General features: G+C 54.3%; 16 protein-coding genes. 7 read left to right on the top strand and 9 right to left on the bottom strand.

Features of this window, described 5'->3' with window-relative positions; genetic code table 11:
• Positions 1 to 6 precede the first annotated feature (6 nt).
• From spy to hutH, 3 genes are all read left to right on the top strand, one after another.
• Entirely contained in the window at positions 7 to 492 is a 486-nt protein-coding gene (gene spy, locus B9Y90_RS22995; protein WP_085542744.1) for an ATP-independent periplasmic protein-refolding chaperone Spy, read from the top strand.
• A 476-nt stretch (positions 493 to 968) separates the two neighbouring features.
• Positions 969 to 1,514, top strand: a complete 546-nt coding sequence (gene ves, locus B9Y90_RS22990; RefSeq protein ID WP_008456615.1) for an environmental stress-induced protein Ves — start codon at positions 969 to 971, stop codon at positions 1,512 to 1,514.
• A 262-nt stretch (positions 1,515 to 1,776) separates the two neighbouring features.
• A complete protein-coding gene (gene hutH / locus B9Y90_RS22985; protein ID WP_085542743.1) occupies positions 1,777 to 3,321 on the top strand; it encodes a histidine ammonia-lyase in 1,545 nt (514 codons plus the stop codon).
• A 30-nt stretch (positions 3,322 to 3,351) separates the two neighbouring features.
• On the opposite strand, the gene cho is transcribed toward hutH, so the two are convergent.
• The 3 genes from cho to nadE form a co-directional block, all read right to left on the bottom strand.
• Positions 3,352 to 4,215, bottom strand: coding sequence for an excinuclease Cho (cho, locus tag B9Y90_RS22980; protein ID WP_085542742.1), 864 nt, complete (start codon positions 4,213 to 4,215; stop codon positions 3,352 to 3,354).
• Positions 4,216 to 4,281: 66 nt separating this feature from the next.
• Positions 4,282 to 5,172, bottom strand: coding sequence for an aromatic amino acid DMT transporter YddG (gene yddG, locus B9Y90_RS22975; RefSeq protein ID WP_085542741.1), 891 nt, complete (start codon positions 5,170 to 5,172; stop codon positions 4,282 to 4,284).
• 66 nt (positions 5,173 to 5,238) lie between these two features.
• Positions 5,239 to 6,066 (bottom strand): ammonia-dependent NAD(+) synthetase, encoded by an 828-nt coding sequence (gene nadE / locus B9Y90_RS22970; RefSeq protein ID WP_085542740.1) that lies wholly within the window; start codon positions 6,064 to 6,066, stop codon positions 5,239 to 5,241.
• 267 nt (positions 6,067 to 6,333) lie between these two features.
• Between nadE and osmE the strand changes: the two genes are divergently transcribed.
• Both osmE and cedA read left to right on the top strand, forming a co-directional pair.
• Positions 6,334 to 6,675, top strand: a complete 342-nt coding sequence (gene osmE, locus B9Y90_RS22965; RefSeq protein WP_008456607.1) for an osmotically-inducible lipoprotein OsmE — start codon at positions 6,334 to 6,336, stop codon at positions 6,673 to 6,675.
• 151 nt (positions 6,676 to 6,826) lie between these two features.
• Positions 6,827 to 7,063 (top strand): cell division activator CedA, encoded by a 237-nt coding sequence (cedA, locus tag B9Y90_RS22960; protein ID WP_039292334.1) that lies wholly within the window; start codon positions 6,827 to 6,829, stop codon positions 7,061 to 7,063.
• Between the two features lie 45 nt (positions 7,064 to 7,108).
• On the opposite strand, the gene B9Y90_RS22955 is transcribed toward cedA, so the two are convergent.
• The 3 genes from B9Y90_RS22955 to hxpB all read right to left on the bottom strand — a co-directional run bounded on the left by B9Y90_RS22955 (position 7,109) and on the right by hxpB (position 10,013).
• A complete protein-coding gene (locus B9Y90_RS22955) occupies positions 7,109 to 8,500 on the bottom strand; it encodes an L-cystine transporter (RefSeq protein WP_085542739.1) in 1,392 nt (463 codons plus the stop codon).
• A 132-nt stretch (positions 8,501 to 8,632) separates the two neighbouring features.
• Positions 8,633 to 9,223, bottom strand: a complete 591-nt coding sequence (locus tag B9Y90_RS22950; protein WP_085542738.1) for a metal-dependent hydrolase — start codon at positions 9,221 to 9,223, stop codon at positions 8,633 to 8,635.
• Between the two features lie 121 nt (positions 9,224 to 9,344).
• A complete protein-coding gene (gene hxpB, locus B9Y90_RS22945) occupies positions 9,345 to 10,013 on the bottom strand; it encodes a hexitol phosphatase HxpB (protein ID WP_085542737.1) in 669 nt (222 codons plus the stop codon).
• A gap of 168 nt (positions 10,014 to 10,181) precedes the next feature.
• Here hxpB and B9Y90_RS22940 point away from each other — a divergent pair, with 168 nt between their 5' ends.
• Positions 10,182 to 10,718 carry a YniB family protein gene (locus tag B9Y90_RS22940; protein ID WP_085542736.1) on the top strand — a complete coding sequence of 179 codons (537 nt, stop codon included), beginning with the start codon at positions 10,182 to 10,184 and terminating at the stop codon, positions 10,716 to 10,718.
• Positions 10,719 to 10,754: 36 nt separating this feature from the next.
• On the opposite strand, the gene B9Y90_RS22935 is transcribed toward B9Y90_RS22940, so the two are convergent.
• The 3 genes from B9Y90_RS22935 to pfkB all read right to left on the bottom strand — a co-directional run bounded on the left by B9Y90_RS22935 (position 10,755) and on the right by pfkB (position 13,024).
• Positions 10,755 to 11,615, bottom strand: a complete 861-nt coding sequence (locus tag B9Y90_RS22935; RefSeq protein ID WP_085542735.1) for a fructosamine kinase family protein — start codon at positions 11,613 to 11,615, stop codon at positions 10,755 to 10,757.
• A 98-nt stretch (positions 11,616 to 11,713) separates the two neighbouring features.
• Positions 11,714 to 11,995, bottom strand: coding sequence for a type V toxin-antitoxin system endoribonuclease antitoxin GhoS (gene ghoS, locus B9Y90_RS22930; protein ID WP_085542734.1), 282 nt, complete (start codon positions 11,993 to 11,995; stop codon positions 11,714 to 11,716).
• Between the two features lie 99 nt (positions 11,996 to 12,094).
• Complete coding sequence (pfkB, locus tag B9Y90_RS22925; protein ID WP_085542733.1) at positions 12,095 to 13,024, bottom strand: 6-phosphofructokinase II; 930 nt, start codon at positions 13,022 to 13,024, stop codon at positions 12,095 to 12,097.
• Between the two features lie 290 nt (positions 13,025 to 13,314).
• Here pfkB and B9Y90_RS22920 point away from each other — a divergent pair, with 290 nt between their 5' ends.
• Positions 13,315 to 14,073, top strand: a complete 759-nt coding sequence (locus B9Y90_RS22920; RefSeq protein WP_039292354.1) for a DUF481 domain-containing protein — start codon at positions 13,315 to 13,317, stop codon at positions 14,071 to 14,073.
• Positions 14,074 to 14,223: the final 150 nt, after the last annotated feature.

The raw sequence follows: 14,223 nt of genomic DNA, 5'->3' as shown, positions 1-14,223 counted from the left end.
AAAAATATGCGTAAATTAACTGCACTGTTCGTCGCTTCTACTCTGGCTCTGGGCGCCGCTAACCTGGCCCATGCTGCCGATGCAACTCCGGCTGCGGCTCCACAAACCGATGCTCCGATGATGCACAATAAAATGATGCGCGGCCCGATGCACGACATGATGTTCAAAGACCTGAACCTGACTGATGCGCAGAAACAGCAAATTAAAGACATTATGAAAGAACAGCGCGGCAAGATGCAGCGCCCATCCGTTGACGAACGCCGCGCCATGCACGACGTGATTGCCAGCGACAGTTTCGACCAGGCTAAAGCACAGGCGCAGGTCGATAAAATGGCAGAGCAGAATAAAACGCGCATGCTGGCGCATCTGCAAACCCAGAACAAAATCTACAACATCCTGACCCCGGATCAGAAAAAACAGTTTAATGCGAATTTTGAGAAGCGTCTGACAGAACGTCCTACGCATGAAGGTAAAATGCCAGCTGCTCAGTAAGCCAGAGCAACTAAATTAAGACCGCCGGTCTTGTTCACAATAGCGATGTACGCTGTGAATAGGGCCGGCGGTTTTCTCGTTTAATCTTGTCACTCCGCGATTTTTCCCTATGCTCGACTCAAATAATACCGCCACGTGACAATCACGATGGCGGGAAAAGCCATTTTAAACACCCAATTTCAGCAACTTACATTCAAAATTGCAGCTCACTCCGCAGATTTTATCGCCCGATATTGAGGGTGATAAATTTACTTTGCTTCCCAACAAAAAAGCCGCTAAATCATTGTCACAAAAATAGAACCAGGGCTACAGCAACCGGCTTCGGCTGCCGATAACACTGGCGTCAGGCAAAGATCTGACGAACAAAACAGAGAACTGATGAGCAGGCCGCCGGGGCGGAGATCTTCCTTTGGGGGCGCTCAATTTAAAGAGCAAATGCCAGGGTGCACGGATGCCGTGCGTCCTCAGGAGTGGTGATGGAATTCTTTGATATACGAAAGGTGCCGGTTAACCTCTGGCGCAACGGCGCCGGGGAAACGCGAGAAATATGCTGTTTTCCGCCCGCGACGCGTGACTTCAACTGGCGCGCCAGCATCGCCTCTTTGGCCCACAACGGCGAGTTTCCCGTCTTTCCGCAGGTTGACCGGGTGATGACTCTGCTGGAGGGGAGTGAGGTCGTTCTGGACGGCGGAAAGGCGTTCAGGCATACGCTTAAACGCCATCAGCCTTTTACTTTTGCTGGCGAACAGCCCGTAAAAGCTGAACTGACCCGCGGTATGTCGATGGATTTTAACGTCATGACGCGTCGGGACCGATGTCGGGCCCAGGTGCGAGTGGCGGACAGAACCTTTACCACTTTCGGTACCCGGGGCGGCGTTGTGTATGTCCTGAGTGGGGAATGGCAGTTGGAAGATAAGCTGCTGTCACCGGACCAGGGCGCCTGGTGGCAGGAAGGGAGCCATACGCTGCGGTTGCTAAAAAACGAAGGGCAGCTGCTGTTCAGCGAAATTACCTATTTGTAGACTGAATGCCCGGGTAACGACCGGGCAATCCACTATCTTTCTGCTGGTTATCCTCAGAAACGGCTGTTTTGTTGCGGTTTCGCTCTCCATTTCCCCTCCATGTAAACGTCCTGCAGCATCCCGTGCTGGATAAATTTCACAAGCGCGATCCGGCTCACCGTTCGATAAAAAAGTCCTATGACCCGCTGGCGAATTATTTGGTTTATTAGTTAAGTTGTATATACAAATATAGACAAAAACCCGATGCAAACAGGATGCTGACATGTCAACGCAAAAGAAGCTATGCAGTCTCACTCCAGGTTCCGTTTCACTGGCCACTCTGCGCGAGATCTATCACGGAAACGTGCTGCTCAGGCTTGACCCCGGTGCGGTTGCCGCCGTTGAGCGTGCGCTCGGCACGGTAGAGGCTATTGTTGCCCATGGCGACGTGGTTTACGGTATTAACACCGGTTTTGGCAAGCTGGCACAAACCACCATTGCTACCGATCACCTGGCCGAACTTCAGCGTAACCTGGTGCTTTCTCACAGCGTGGGGCTTGGGGAAGCGCTGCCGGATGATGTTGTCAGGCTAGTGATGGCCAGTAAAATTATCAGCCTGTCACGCGGGCATTCGGGCGTTCGCCTGCTGGTGATCGACAGCCTGATTGCGCTGTTCAACTCGGGCGTAATGCCGGTGATCCCGGAGAAAGGCTCGGTGGGGGCATCCGGCGATCTGGCTCCGCTGGCGCACCTGTCGCTGATGTTGCTCGGGGAAGGGAATGTCAGGGTTAACGGCGAACAGCTCCCTGCCGTTGAAGGCTTGAAACTGGCAGGGGTTAAGCCGCTGGTGCTGGGGCCAAAAGAGGGCCTGGCGCTGCTCAATGGCACTCAGGTTTCGACGGCACTTGCGCTGCGAGGGCTGTTTGAGGGTGAGAAGGTGTTTGCTGCCGGGCTGGTGGCTGGAGCTTTGTCGCTGGAGGCTATCAAAGGCTCAGTGAAACCGTTCGATGCGCGTATCCATCTGGCTCGTGGCCAGGCGGGACAGATTGATGTGGCTGCGGCGGTCACTGCGCTTCTGGCCGACAGTAAAATTGTTGATTCTCACGCCCACTGCGGCCGTGTACAGGATCCTTATTCCATTCGCTGCGTGCCGCAGGTGATGGGCGCGTGTCTGGATAACCTGCGTCATGCCGCGCGTGTGCTGCAGATTGAGGCCAATGCTGCCTCCGACAATCCACTGGTGTTCAGTGACACCGGAGAAGTGATTTCCGGCGGGAACTTCCACGCGGAGCCGGTTGCCTTTGCCGCCGATATTATCGCGCTGGCAGTGGCGGAAATTGGAGCGATTTCGGAACGCCGTCTGGCATTGCTGCTGGATACCGGACTTTCTGGCCTGCCGCCGTTCCTCGTGAAAGAGGGCGGGATTAACTCCGGCTTTATGATTGCGCAGGTCACCGCCGCCGCGCTGGCCTCGGAGAATAAATCGCTCGCCCATCCGGGCAGCGTCGACAGTCTGCCAACGTCTGCGAATCAGGAAGACCATGTTTCGATGGCGACCTATGCGGCTCGTCGTCTGGGATCCATGTGCTTTAACACTGCGGCAGTGGTAGGGATTGAGGCGATGGCTGCTGCTCAGGGCATTGAATTTCACCGGCCGTTGCGGAGCTCGCCGCTGCTTGAAAAGGTCTTCGGAGATATTCGCGAGCGCGTGGCATTCCTGGAAAAAGACCGTCTGCTGGCACCGGATATCGAGCAAATGCGCCTCTGGGGCTGCAGCGACGGTTGGCCGGAGGCTATCATGAAGCTTCTGCCTTCATCGGCGGCATAGCCCTTTCAGACTCCTCTCTTTGAGGGGAGTCTACTCCAGTTCTATCACCTCATATTCCCCGCTCAGCATCAGCTTGCAAAGGATCTTGTAGCCATCGTTGTCAAAACCTTCCGGCGGCTGACGGCGGACTGCAGCTTTATCCAACTGCGGCACGGAGCCCAGATAAAACCAGTGATCGATCAGATGATACTCGGTCATCTCCGGGCTGCGTTCCACGATGGCGACGGCGTTTTTCCATGGCCAGCAAATCAGGCGAACCTGCTCGAGAGCCTGAACCAGGCGGGCGTGATGCTCGGCCTGAGTCTCTTTCCCGCAACAGGCTCCGGCGCAGCGTTTAAGCGCAGAGCGAAAACAGGCCCGGCCTTTACTCAGTGATTCCAGACCCAGCAGGCCGTAACAGAGACAATGCTCATCGGCCAGCCCTTGCAGCGTTTGCAGCGCTGCCCGACGGTTAGCGTACAGCCCGTACAGACCCGGCTGGCGGGAGAAATCGACATCTTTGGCGTAGACAACCTGCGGGGTGTCCCCCTGGAGAGACAGGGAACAAAGCTGGCGGTTACGACGCAGGCGTTTGTTAAACAGAGGCTGTTGCTCTTTGATCATTTGCGCTTCGAGTAGCAGCGCCCCGAGTTCGCCGGCGGTGCGGATAAAGGTAATCCGGCGAGACTGCCTCAAGAGCGCGGCTTCATCAGGCGTACGAAAATGGGACATCACGCGCGTGCGGATATTGACGCTTTTGCCGATATACAGCGGCATGACGTCGCTTTCACCGTGAAAAACATAGACGCCGGGTTTCTTAGGCAGGTCATCAAGCCACGGCCTGAGATGCTCCGGATATTCATAGACCGCCGCGGCTTCAAACTCTAGCCGCGACGTATTTGCACGCCTGACCACATCGGACTCCTGAGTACTGTTTATTTCACCAGTATAGCAGTCCAGGGCGTGAAGGGGGAACCGCTGTTAACCATAGCGGCGCGTGGCAAGCCAGCAGAGCAGAGAGCCACCGACGACCATCAGTACGCCCTGCCAGAACGCAAAGCCAGGATGCAAGCCCAGCCACAGCGTGGCGAGGAGGGCCGATAACACCGGCGTGAAGTAGGACGCCGTGGCAAGCAGCGTCATGTTTCCCCGCTGAATACCCATATTCCAGGCTGAGTAGGCGACGGCGGTAGAAATCCCCATAAATAACAGTTGTGCCGTGCCGGATAGCGTAAAGTGCATTTCCGGGTGTTCCACAAAGGCGAACTTAATCCATAGCACCAGCGCGGTGGCGCAGAAAAAGAGGCTGACGCCGCTTTTACCTTCACTCCAGCGGCGGGTAAGGTTGCAGTAAAGCGCCCAGATAACGGCGGCGGCGAAAGCCAGGCCGTAGGCCAGCGGGTTATCGAGAATGTTGTGCCACATCACGAGAGGAGACCAGTCGCCATCTCCTTTCATAACCTGCACAATCCCCGCAAGGGAAAGCGCGAGCCCTGGCCACAGCCATAAGTTGCTGCGTTGCCCGTTGATAAACAGGGCGAAAAAAACGGTCAGGCAGGGCCAGAGATAGTTGATCATCCCCAGCTCCAGGGACTGAGCGCGAGTGTGCGCAAAGCCGATTGAGAGCGCCAGGCTTATTTCATAGCCCACAAAGAGCAGCCCGCCAACCCAGAGATAACGGGGTGGCAGTTCGCGTGTTTTGGGTAAACCTCGAAAGAGGCAAAGACACAGCGCGCTGACGGTGTAGAGTAGGGCCGCGCCGCCGACTGCGCCAAAGTGCTCGCTGATGCTGCGCAACAGGCCAACGGAGGTACTCCAGAGCAGGATTGCGATAAGGCCGATAAGCGTGGCGCGCTGCGAAGAGGTGTCCATGTCCATCCTGTAAAAAAGGCGGCATTTTGCCGCCCTGAAAAATTGCTAACGCAAAGCTGGTTCTGGCTATTTTTTCCAGAAATCATCAAAGACGGTAATTGGCGGACGGCGCTTGTGTTCCGTTTTCAGATACCAGCCTTCGATGATTTTTGCGATTTCAGCCGGAACGGTTTTGCCTTCCAGATAATCGTCAATTTGCACGTAGGTGACGCCAAGGGCCGCTTCATCCGGCAGAGAAGGACGGTCATCTTCGAGATCGGCTGTCGGGGCCTTCAGGTACAAATGTTCCGGGCAGCCGAGCGTTTTCAGCAGCAGTTTGCCCTGGCGTTTGTTGAGGCGGAAAATAGGGTTAATGTCGGTGCCACCGTCGCCATATTTGGTGAAGAAACCAGTAACGGCTTCCGCGGCATGGTCAGTCCCCACGACGACGCCTTTGGTCATCCCGGCGATGCTGTACTGTGCTTTCATGCGTTCACGGGCTTTTTCATTGCCGCGAACAAAATCGCTCAGTTCGATACCCGCTTCGCGCAGCGCCTGCTCGCTGGCAAGCACGGCGCCCTTAATGTTCACCGTTAGTACGCGATCCGGCTGGATAAACGCAATGGCATCCTGGCAGTCCTGCTCGTCGGCCTGCACGCCAAACGGCAGGCGCACGGCGATAAACTGATAGCTGTTGTCGCCAGTTTCTTCACGCAGCTCGCTAATGGCTAGCTGGCAAAGTTTGCCCGTCAGCGTGGAGTCCTGGCCGCCGCTGATCCCCAGCACCAGAGATTTAATAAACGGGTAGGTTTTAAGGTACGTTTTCAGAAAATCAACGCTGACGCGGATCTCTTCGGTGGCGTCGATCTGTGGTTTGACGCCCAGTGCCTGAATAATCTCTTGTTGCAGAGCCATTTAACCCCTCCAATAAGCATTACCTGCAACGTGCAGGCTGCAAAATTTAACTGCCCTAAAACTTACCCTGTTGTGCTGAAAACGACAAGGCTCAAAGGCTTACCCGGTCCGCAGGCGGCGAGTTTTCCTGCAAACCAGACAGGATCCTTATGAATAGGCTTATTGTCCGATTTTTCGCGCGTTAAGGCTAACGAGTTGAAAAATGTTCTTTTATATTCCAGGCTTATCTAACACGCAGGATCAATACATTCATTGATGAGGATAATTATGAATAATAAATTTGCAGGATTTTTAGGCGCGGCAGCGGTAATGACTATGCTGGCAGGGTGTACCGCTTACGATCGTACCAAAGATCTGGTGACTGAGCCGGTGGTGAAAGATGTGAAAAAAGGCATGACCCGTGCCCAGGTGCAGCAGATTGCGGGTAAACCGTCTTCCGAAATCACCATGATCCACGCCAAAGGCACCTGCCAGACCTATATTCTGGGCCAGCGTAACGGCAAAGCTGAAACCTACTTCGTTGCACTGGATGACACCGGTCGCGTGATGAACTCCGGCTACCAGACCTGTGCTGAATACGACACCGACCCGCAGGCACCTAAAGCCTAAGTTATTCCGCGTTAAAGAGCCCGGCAGCAGTCTCTGCGCCGGGCTTTTTTTTACCTTACGGGCGGAGACAGAGAAGAGGGGGCGACGAAGAAGGGGGAGATCCGCTATCATGGTGAGGTTGTTCACTAATTCATTTCCAATCCCGTTGCCTATGAAACCACTGCGCCAACCGAATACTCGCCCAATCATTACCTACACGCCTCGCGTGGAGCCAGCGCCGCCTGCTCATGCGTGGCGAGTGGATGGGTTTAAAGATGTCTATCTGCTGCGCGGGCAGTATGTAGCGTTTGTTTTACTGGGTGATGCCTTCCGCCAGTCGCCGCCGTTTACTCTGCCCGAGTCGGCACAGCGCTGGGCAAAACAGGTTCGACAGGAAAACGAAGTATAAAAAAAGGCCGCTATCATTAGCGGCCTTTTTGTTTTTCAGTTCAGATTAACGGTGAGCTAATTCCACTTCATCATCACTGTTCAGAATCTCTTTGTCAGTCTGCTTCATCAACTGGCTGGTAATGGTCCCGGCGGTCATTGACCCGCTAACGTTCAGGGCGGTACGGCCCATATCAATCAGCGGCTCAACGGAAATCAGCAGTGCGACCAGCGTTACCGGCAGCCCCATTGCTGGCAGAACAATCAGCGCAGCGAAGGTTGCACCACCGCCCACGCCGGCCACGCCAGCGGAGCTAACGGTCACAATCCCTACCAGCGTTGCAATCCAGACAGGATCCAGCGGGTTAATCCCGACGGTCGGCGCCACCATCACGGCAAGCATAGCCGGGTAGAGACCCGCACAGCCGTTTTGGCCGATGGTTGCACCGAAGGAGGCTGAGAAGCTGGCGATAGATTCTGGTACGCCAAGACGGCGGGTTTGCGCTTCCACGTTCAGAGGGATACTCGCCGCGCTGGAGCGGCTGGTGAATGCGAAGGTCAGCACCGGCCAGACTTTGCGGAAGTATTTCACCGGGCTAACGCCGTTGAACGCCAGCAGAATGGCGTGAACGCCAAACATAATCGCCAGGCCAAGGTAAGATGCCACCACAAAGCTGCCCAGCTTGATGATGTCCTGCAGGTTTGAACCTGCTACCACTTTGGTCATCAGCGCCAGCACGCCGTATGGCGTCAGCTGCATTACCAGGCGAACCAGTTTCATGACCCAGCTTTGCAGGGTGTCGATAGCTACCAGCACACGCTCGCCTTTTGGCGCATCATCTTTCAGCAGCTTCAGCGCCGCTACGCCCAGGAAGGCAGCAAAAATTACCACGCTGATGATAGACGTCGGGTTGGCACCGGTCAGATCGGCAAACGGGTTTTTCGGCACGAAGGAGAGGATCAGCTGCGGGACGGTCAGGTCTGCAACTTTACCAATGTAGTTGGACTGAATCGCCGCCAGGCGGGCGTTTTCTGCGTTGCCCTGAACCAGGCCTTCTGCGGTCAGACCAAACAGGTTGGTGACCAGCACCCCGACCAGCGCGGCAATCAGCGTGGTAAATAACAGAGTACCGATAGACAGAACGCTGATTTTCCCCAGCGAAGACGCATTATGCAGTTTGGCTACGGCGCTCAGGATTGAGGCGAAGACCAGCGGCATAACAATCATCTGCAGCAGTTGCACATAGCCGTTACCGACCACATTAAACCACTGAATGGAATCTTTCAGCACCGCGCTGTCGGAACCATAAATAGTGTGCAGCGCCAGGCCAAAGATCACGCCCAGTACCAGACCTGCCAGCACTTTTTTGGCGAGGCTCCATTGCTTATGGCGAGTTTGTGCCAGCAGCAATAGCAATACAACGAACACCACAATGTTCGCTACCAGTGGAAAATTCATCCCCGTATCTCCTGATTTATTGTCACGCGGCCGCGCATGGGCGACCGTTATGTTGCAAAGCGTAACAGATGGCAGGGCATTGGCTTATATTCAAAAGGAATTGATTATTACCAAATGAATGATATTGGCTGTTTAACGCTCAGCCTGGTGAGTTATAAAGCTATTAAAGGTGGTTTGCAGCGAATTTATCATCTGCGAAGACCAGCGCACTGCACCGTTTTCGGGCAGGCTCTGGGGCATCCATACCGCAAAACCAAACAGCGCCATGCACAGGGCGCGCTCGAGCTGATTGCCTTTTTGCGGGCGGACGATGGGGAAACGGAAACGCCAGCGGCACGGCCACAATAGCGGCACCCCGGCAGGGGTCAGCATGTCTGCAAGGATATGGCTCAAATAACCCAGCACCATGCCCTGCAGCGCATCCGCCGGAATAACCCAGCTTTCCGGTACCTTTAGGTAAAACAGCGCCAGCCCGGCGAACACCGCAAAAAGGCTGTGGGTAAAACCCCGATGGCCACACATTCGCGCCACCGGTTTTGAGATCCAGCTCAGCCGCTGGCCCAGGAAGGATTTGGGGTGGTCAATATCCGGTAACAGGCAGGTCAGAATTGCGGACGGCACAATATGCCACCAGTCCCCCTGGGCGAGAACGGGCGTCAGTTCGGCGTTTTTGGCAAAAACTGCGCAGGCAATAGAAAAGAGCAGGTGGCCTTCCGCCGTCATGATACAACCTGAATGAAGAAGCTGTCGATTCATCCAGTATAGGGTTTTTGTACAGTATTCGGAAGCGGTGACGGTGTAACATTTTGTCAGGAAGATGGGCGGCCTGAACCGCCCGACAGGTTTAGCCTTTCAGGCTTGCTTCGGTCAGTTGAACCAGCGAAGGAAGTTTGACGTCCGCCAGACACCAGCGTGGGTCGGCAAAGTTCTCATCGGCAGGCACCACAATGGAGCGCATACGTGCCGCTTTGGTGGCTATCATTCCGTTGACGGAGTCTTCGAGCGTCACGCAGTATAGCGGGTCGATTCCCAGTTTGGCGGCAGCATCCAGATAAACTTGCGGATGCGGTTTGCTGTAAGGCAGATGCTCGGCTGAGGCGATAGCGTCGAAATACTGGCGCAGATCGAACATTTCTAGCACTTTTTCCAGCATGTGCAACGGGGAGGCGGAAGCCAGGCCAACCTTCAGGCCCAGCGTTTTGCAAAGCTTCACTGCCTCAACAACGCCAGGCAGCAGCGGGCGCTGTTCGTCAACCAACGCAATAGCGCGTTCGATAACGCGCGCGGTCACATCCTCACGTGATGGTCCGGTCCATGGCTGGCGCGAATACCAAAGTTCGACCACCAGGTCGATGCGTAATCCCAGCGTATCGGGCAGCTCATGACGACGCGTAATATCGACGCCGATGCTCTCCAGCACGTCCAGCTCCGCACGATCCCAAAGCGGTTCTGAATCTATCAGCAGCCCATCCATATCAAAAATTGCCGCAAGGATTTGGCGCGTTTCGGCCATAAAATGACTCCTTTCTGTTCGTCAAAATAAAATGTTTGTGTATCTTTAGCCGGAAACGAAGCCCGAAGCTACCGCTTTTGCGAATTTAGCCCGCAAAGCTCAGGCGAAATAGCGCCACACAGGGTAGACTTTGAGCGTATAACGTTACGTCCTAATAAAGGGGAGTGCATGACGTATCAACAAGCTGGACGCATTGCGATTTTAAAGCGCGTGGCAGGCTGGATTATTTTTATCCCGGCGCTGCTGTCGACGGTGATTTCCGTCCTGAAATTTATGTATCAGCACAGTGAAAAACAGCCGGGCATTGACGCCGTGATGATGGATTTCGCCCACGTGATGATTGAGATGATGCGTTTTAATACGCCGTTCCTGAATCTCTTTTGGTACAACTCGCCGCTGCCGGATTTTAACGGCCAGGTGAATATTTTCTTCTGGCTGATATTTGCGCTGATTTTTATCGGACTGGCGCTACAGGACTCCGGGGCTCGCATGAGCCGCCAGGCGAAATTCCTGCGCGAGGGCGTGCAGGATCAGCTGATTCTTGAACAGGCGAAAGGGCCGGATGGACTCAGCAAAGCCCAGCTCGATGCGAAAGTGGTTGTACCGCATCACACGATTTTATTGCAGATTTTCCCGCTCTATATCCTGCCGGTGATTGTCATCGTGGTGGGCTATTTCTTCTTCAAGCTGCTCGGCTTTTTATAAAATAACGGGCCACGCCGTTCAGGAGTGGCCCGCTTTTTACACCGCTAACACTTTCTCCAGCGCTTTTTGCGCCGTCACCAGGTGCTGCCCGCCGAATAGAATCGCCCGATTTAGCAGCGTATAAAGCTGGTAAATCGGCTGGCGGTCGAGGAAACCAGCGGGAAGAGGGGAGACTGACTGATAGCCGTCGTAAATTTGCGGCGGCTGGTCGTTGTGCAGCGGCAGCATGGCCAGGTCGCATTCCCGGTCACCCCAGTAGCAGGCGGGGTCGTAAATAAAGGGCCCGTCAGGCCCAAGGGCGCAGTTGCCCGACCAGAGATCGCCGTGCAGCAACGAAGGCTGGGGCTGATGAGAGGCCAGCGCCTGTTGGACAAAATCAACGATCAAATCAATATCGCCATAGTCGATACCTTTTTCTGCCGCCATTTCCAACTGCCAACCAATGCGTTGTTCGGCAAAGAAGGTCGACCAGCGCCGCTGCCAGGCGTTGGGCTGCGGTGTGGTAGAGAGATCGTTATCGAAGTCGAGACCGAACTGCGGCTGGTCGCTCCATTGATGAAGCCGGGCCAGTTGCTGACCGAGGAGAAAGGCGTTATGGGCATCAAGGGGTTTAGAAGGCAGAAATTCCAGCAGCAAGAAGCTGTAATCTCTGTCGCTGCCGAGAGCCCAGACTTTGGGTACTCTGACGGTTTTACTTCGCGACAGTAGCTCTAGCTGGTCGGCTTCTGCCGTGAAGATGGGCAACATTTCGCGTTCGTCACACTTGACGAAAATCTCGTGGCCCGCATAACGAATATGCCATGCCGCGTGAATTTCGCCGCCGGGTAGTTCAGTGCGCTGTTCAATCTCTGCTTCGCCCAACTGCTCGCTTAACAAATGACGGATGGCTTGCCACATGACTTTTCTCCCCAGGTTTGCTGGTAGACACTGCAATCAATAGCTTATCGCCGTTTGCGGGGCAAAAACACGCGCTGACGCACAACCCCGGCCACTACTTACTTTTGTTTCTGCCAGATTTCCCAGCGTGTAACAACGACAGCAGGCTCCGTTCCCAACGCCACTGCTCCCAACCCTCTGGCTAGGGCTTCAACTTCTTGTTCGTCAAGCGGGCTGATTAGCCCGAAGCTGCCCGGGCCAAGTTCGTGAATTTTGCCTTGATCATCGGTGAACGTGAGGGTAAAGCCGCAGCGCGTGAGCTGGTTGTTCAGCTCGTTGATGTCGGCCAGGCTTTGTTCCGCAAATTGCACCGTTATCACATAGCGTTCAACATCGCTCATAGTCACCCCGTTGTTATCCTGAAGGATTTAGCATAGTTCATGCTGCCGGAATGGCGATATTCTCGCCCCGCGGCAGCCGGTTTATTATGCAACGAAACGTTAGCCTCGTAGCCAGGTGTAAATTTTCTGCGTATTTTCCAGCGAGCAGAGGCGGGTGCCTTTGTTCAACGTAGCGGCACTGCCGGCAGCCACTCCATAGCGAACGATATCCAGCAGAGGCGCGTTTTCCGCAAGCTTGAGCGTCATGGCACCAACCATGCTGTCCCCTGCTCCGACGGTGCTTTGGCTTTTAACCGGCGGCGGCACAACGTGTACGCATTCGTGTGCATCCACCGCCAGGGCTCCCTGTGCTCCCAGAGAAACCACGACGCGTTTTGCCTGACCCGTGTCCACGAGGTGCTGAGCTGCAGCGCGCACGTCGTCCGGCTGCGTAAGTTCGCGCTGAACTAAGGCACTCAGCTCTTTTTGGTTTGGCTTCACCAGTTCGATGTTGCCTAACGCGAGTGTGGCTTTCAGCGCCTCACCTGAACTGTCCACAATGCAGCGTATGCCTTTTTCCTGAGCCGTTTTTACCAGATGGCAAAGCTTTTTGAGATCAACGCCCGGCGGCAGGCTGCCGCTGATTGCCAGAATATCGCCGCGATGAAGGGCCAGCGCTTTTTGTTCCAGCTGCAGGAACTCATCATCCGTCAGGGCGGCTCCGGGCATAACAAATCTATATTGTTCGCCAGTAGATTCGGTATGAACGTGCAAATTCTGGCGAGTCCAGTCTTTTGCTTCTACGGTGTCCACGGTGACATGTTCTTCAAGCAGCAGATCGCGAAGATGCTGGCCAGTCGCGCCGCCAACCGGAAATATCGCCGTGGCATGCCCCCCCAAATGCACAATGGCACGGGCAACGTTTATGCCGCCGCCGCCGGGTTCAAAGATGGGTGAGGTGCAGCGAAGTTTCCCTTCAGGGTAGATCTGCGCCGTGACGGTGGCGCTGTCGAGGGAAGGGGCGAGGGTGAGTGTAAAAATAGCGGTCATGTCTCCTCCTTTTTAGCCATTGTCCTAAAGCGTAGCACCGAAGCGGGAAGTGAAATGTTAATTAAAATCATGATTTATCGAATGATTATCCAAAAACCATAACTTTCGTATCCTTATGAAAATAAAGATATTTTAAGAGCTCTCTTATACAAAAAATGAAACAAGAATCCATTGCTATGTTATTGCGGAGTTTTTATAATTTGTAACCTTTCCGGGGCGGCTTCGATTTGATCCCGTGGAAAGATTCCGGAACCTTAGTGGTTTCTTTTTTGTGTTGTACGGATTAATAAATGAAGCTTTTAAAGACAGTGCCGGTTGCACTTTTACTCACCGGTGGAGCGTTCTTTAGCCACTTCGCAGTGGCAGATGACTCAGTATTTACTGTCATGGATGACCCGACTACCGCGAAGAAACCCTTCGAAGGTAATCTGAATGCAGGCTATCTTGCGCAGGCAGGCAATACCAAAAGTTCCAACTTGACTGCTAACACCAATATGACCTGGTACAACACGGCTACCGCCTGGTCAATTTGGGGTACCGCCAGTAACACCTCTTCCAACGATGTGCGCTCTTCTGAGAAATACTCAGCGGGTGGGCGCGGTCGTTACAACATGACTGACTATGATTATCTCTTTGGTCAGGCAAGCTGGCTGACTGACCGGTACAACGGCTATCATGCGCGCGATGTTTTCACCGCGGGTTATGGTCGTCAGTTGTTGAACGGTCCGGTTCACAGTTTGCGTGTGGAATTCGGTCCTGGTGTTCGTTATGACGAATTTACCGATGGTAACAACGAGACTCAGGCGCTGGGCTATGCGTCTGCGACTTACAACTGGCAGCTAACCGACAACGCTAAATTTATTCAGGGCGTGTCCGTGCTGGGCAGTGACGATACCACGGTGAACTCCGAAACGGCGCTGGATGTGGCCATCAGTGAGCACTTTGGCCTGAAAGTAGGCTACAACGTGACCTGGAATTCCGATCCGCCGTCTACTGCACCAAACCATACCGACAGACGTACGCAAATTACGCTCGGATATAAGATGTAAGATTAGGAAGCCGGATACTATCCGGCTTCAGATTGATGACAAAGTCCTGGTCGTAAGGCCGGGACTTTGATCTAATAAGGTCAGTGCAAAAAACGGACTGACCGCCATGCTCAGAGAACTTTCCCCGCAGCAGTACCAGTTTGAAACCAT

This window comes from Cedecea sp. NFIX57 (assembly GCF_900177785.1).
GTDB lineage: Bacteria > Pseudomonadota > Gammaproteobacteria > Enterobacterales > Enterobacteriaceae > Cedecea > Cedecea neteri_C.
The sequence above is the reverse complement of the archived record's forward strand: the minus strand, read 5'-3'. Positions and strand labels throughout refer to the sequence as shown.

Bases quoted from the DNA above. Each gene is read 5' to 3' on its own strand.
- spy (WP_085542744.1), top strand. From the start codon at position 7: ATGCGTAAATTAACTGCACTGTTCGTCGCTTCTACTCTGGCTCTGGGC.
- ves (WP_008456615.1), top strand. From the start codon at position 969: ATGGAATTCTTTGATATACGAAAGGTGCCGGTTAACCTCTGGCGCAAC.
- hutH (WP_085542743.1), top strand. From the start codon at position 1,777: ATGTCAACGCAAAAGAAGCTATGCAGTCTCACTCCAGGTTCCGTTTCA.
- yddG (WP_085542741.1), bottom strand. From the start codon at position 5,172: ATGGACACCTCTTCGCAGCGCGCCACGCTTATCGGCCTTATCGCAATC.
- nadE (WP_085542740.1), bottom strand. From the start codon at position 6,066: ATGGCTCTGCAACAAGAGATTATTCAGGCACTGGGCGTCAAACCACAG.
- osmE (WP_008456607.1), top strand. From the start codon at position 6,334: ATGAATAATAAATTTGCAGGATTTTTAGGCGCGGCAGCGGTAATGACT.
- cedA (WP_039292334.1), top strand. From the start codon at position 6,827: ATGAAACCACTGCGCCAACCGAATACTCGCCCAATCATTACCTACACG.
- B9Y90_RS22955 (WP_085542739.1), bottom strand. From the start codon at position 8,500: ATGAATTTTCCACTGGTAGCGAACATTGTGGTGTTCGTTGTATTGCTA.
- B9Y90_RS22950 (WP_085542738.1), bottom strand. From the start codon at position 9,223: ATGACGGCGGAAGGCCACCTGCTCTTTTCTATTGCCTGCGCAGTTTTT.
- hxpB (WP_085542737.1), bottom strand. From the start codon at position 10,013: ATGGCCGAAACGCGCCAAATCCTTGCGGCAATTTTTGATATGGATGGG.
- B9Y90_RS22940 (WP_085542736.1), top strand. From the start codon at position 10,182: ATGACGTATCAACAAGCTGGACGCATTGCGATTTTAAAGCGCGTGGCA.
- B9Y90_RS22935 (WP_085542735.1), bottom strand. From the start codon at position 11,615: ATGTGGCAAGCCATCCGTCATTTGTTAAGCGAGCAGTTGGGCGAAGCA.
- ghoS (WP_085542734.1), bottom strand. From the start codon at position 11,995: ATGAGCGATGTTGAACGCTATGTGATAACGGTGCAATTTGCGGAACAA.
- pfkB (WP_085542733.1), bottom strand. From the start codon at position 13,024: ATGACCGCTATTTTTACACTCACCCTCGCCCCTTCCCTCGACAGCGCC.
- B9Y90_RS22920 (WP_039292354.1), top strand. From the start codon at position 13,315: ATGAAGCTTTTAAAGACAGTGCCGGTTGCACTTTTACTCACCGGTGGA.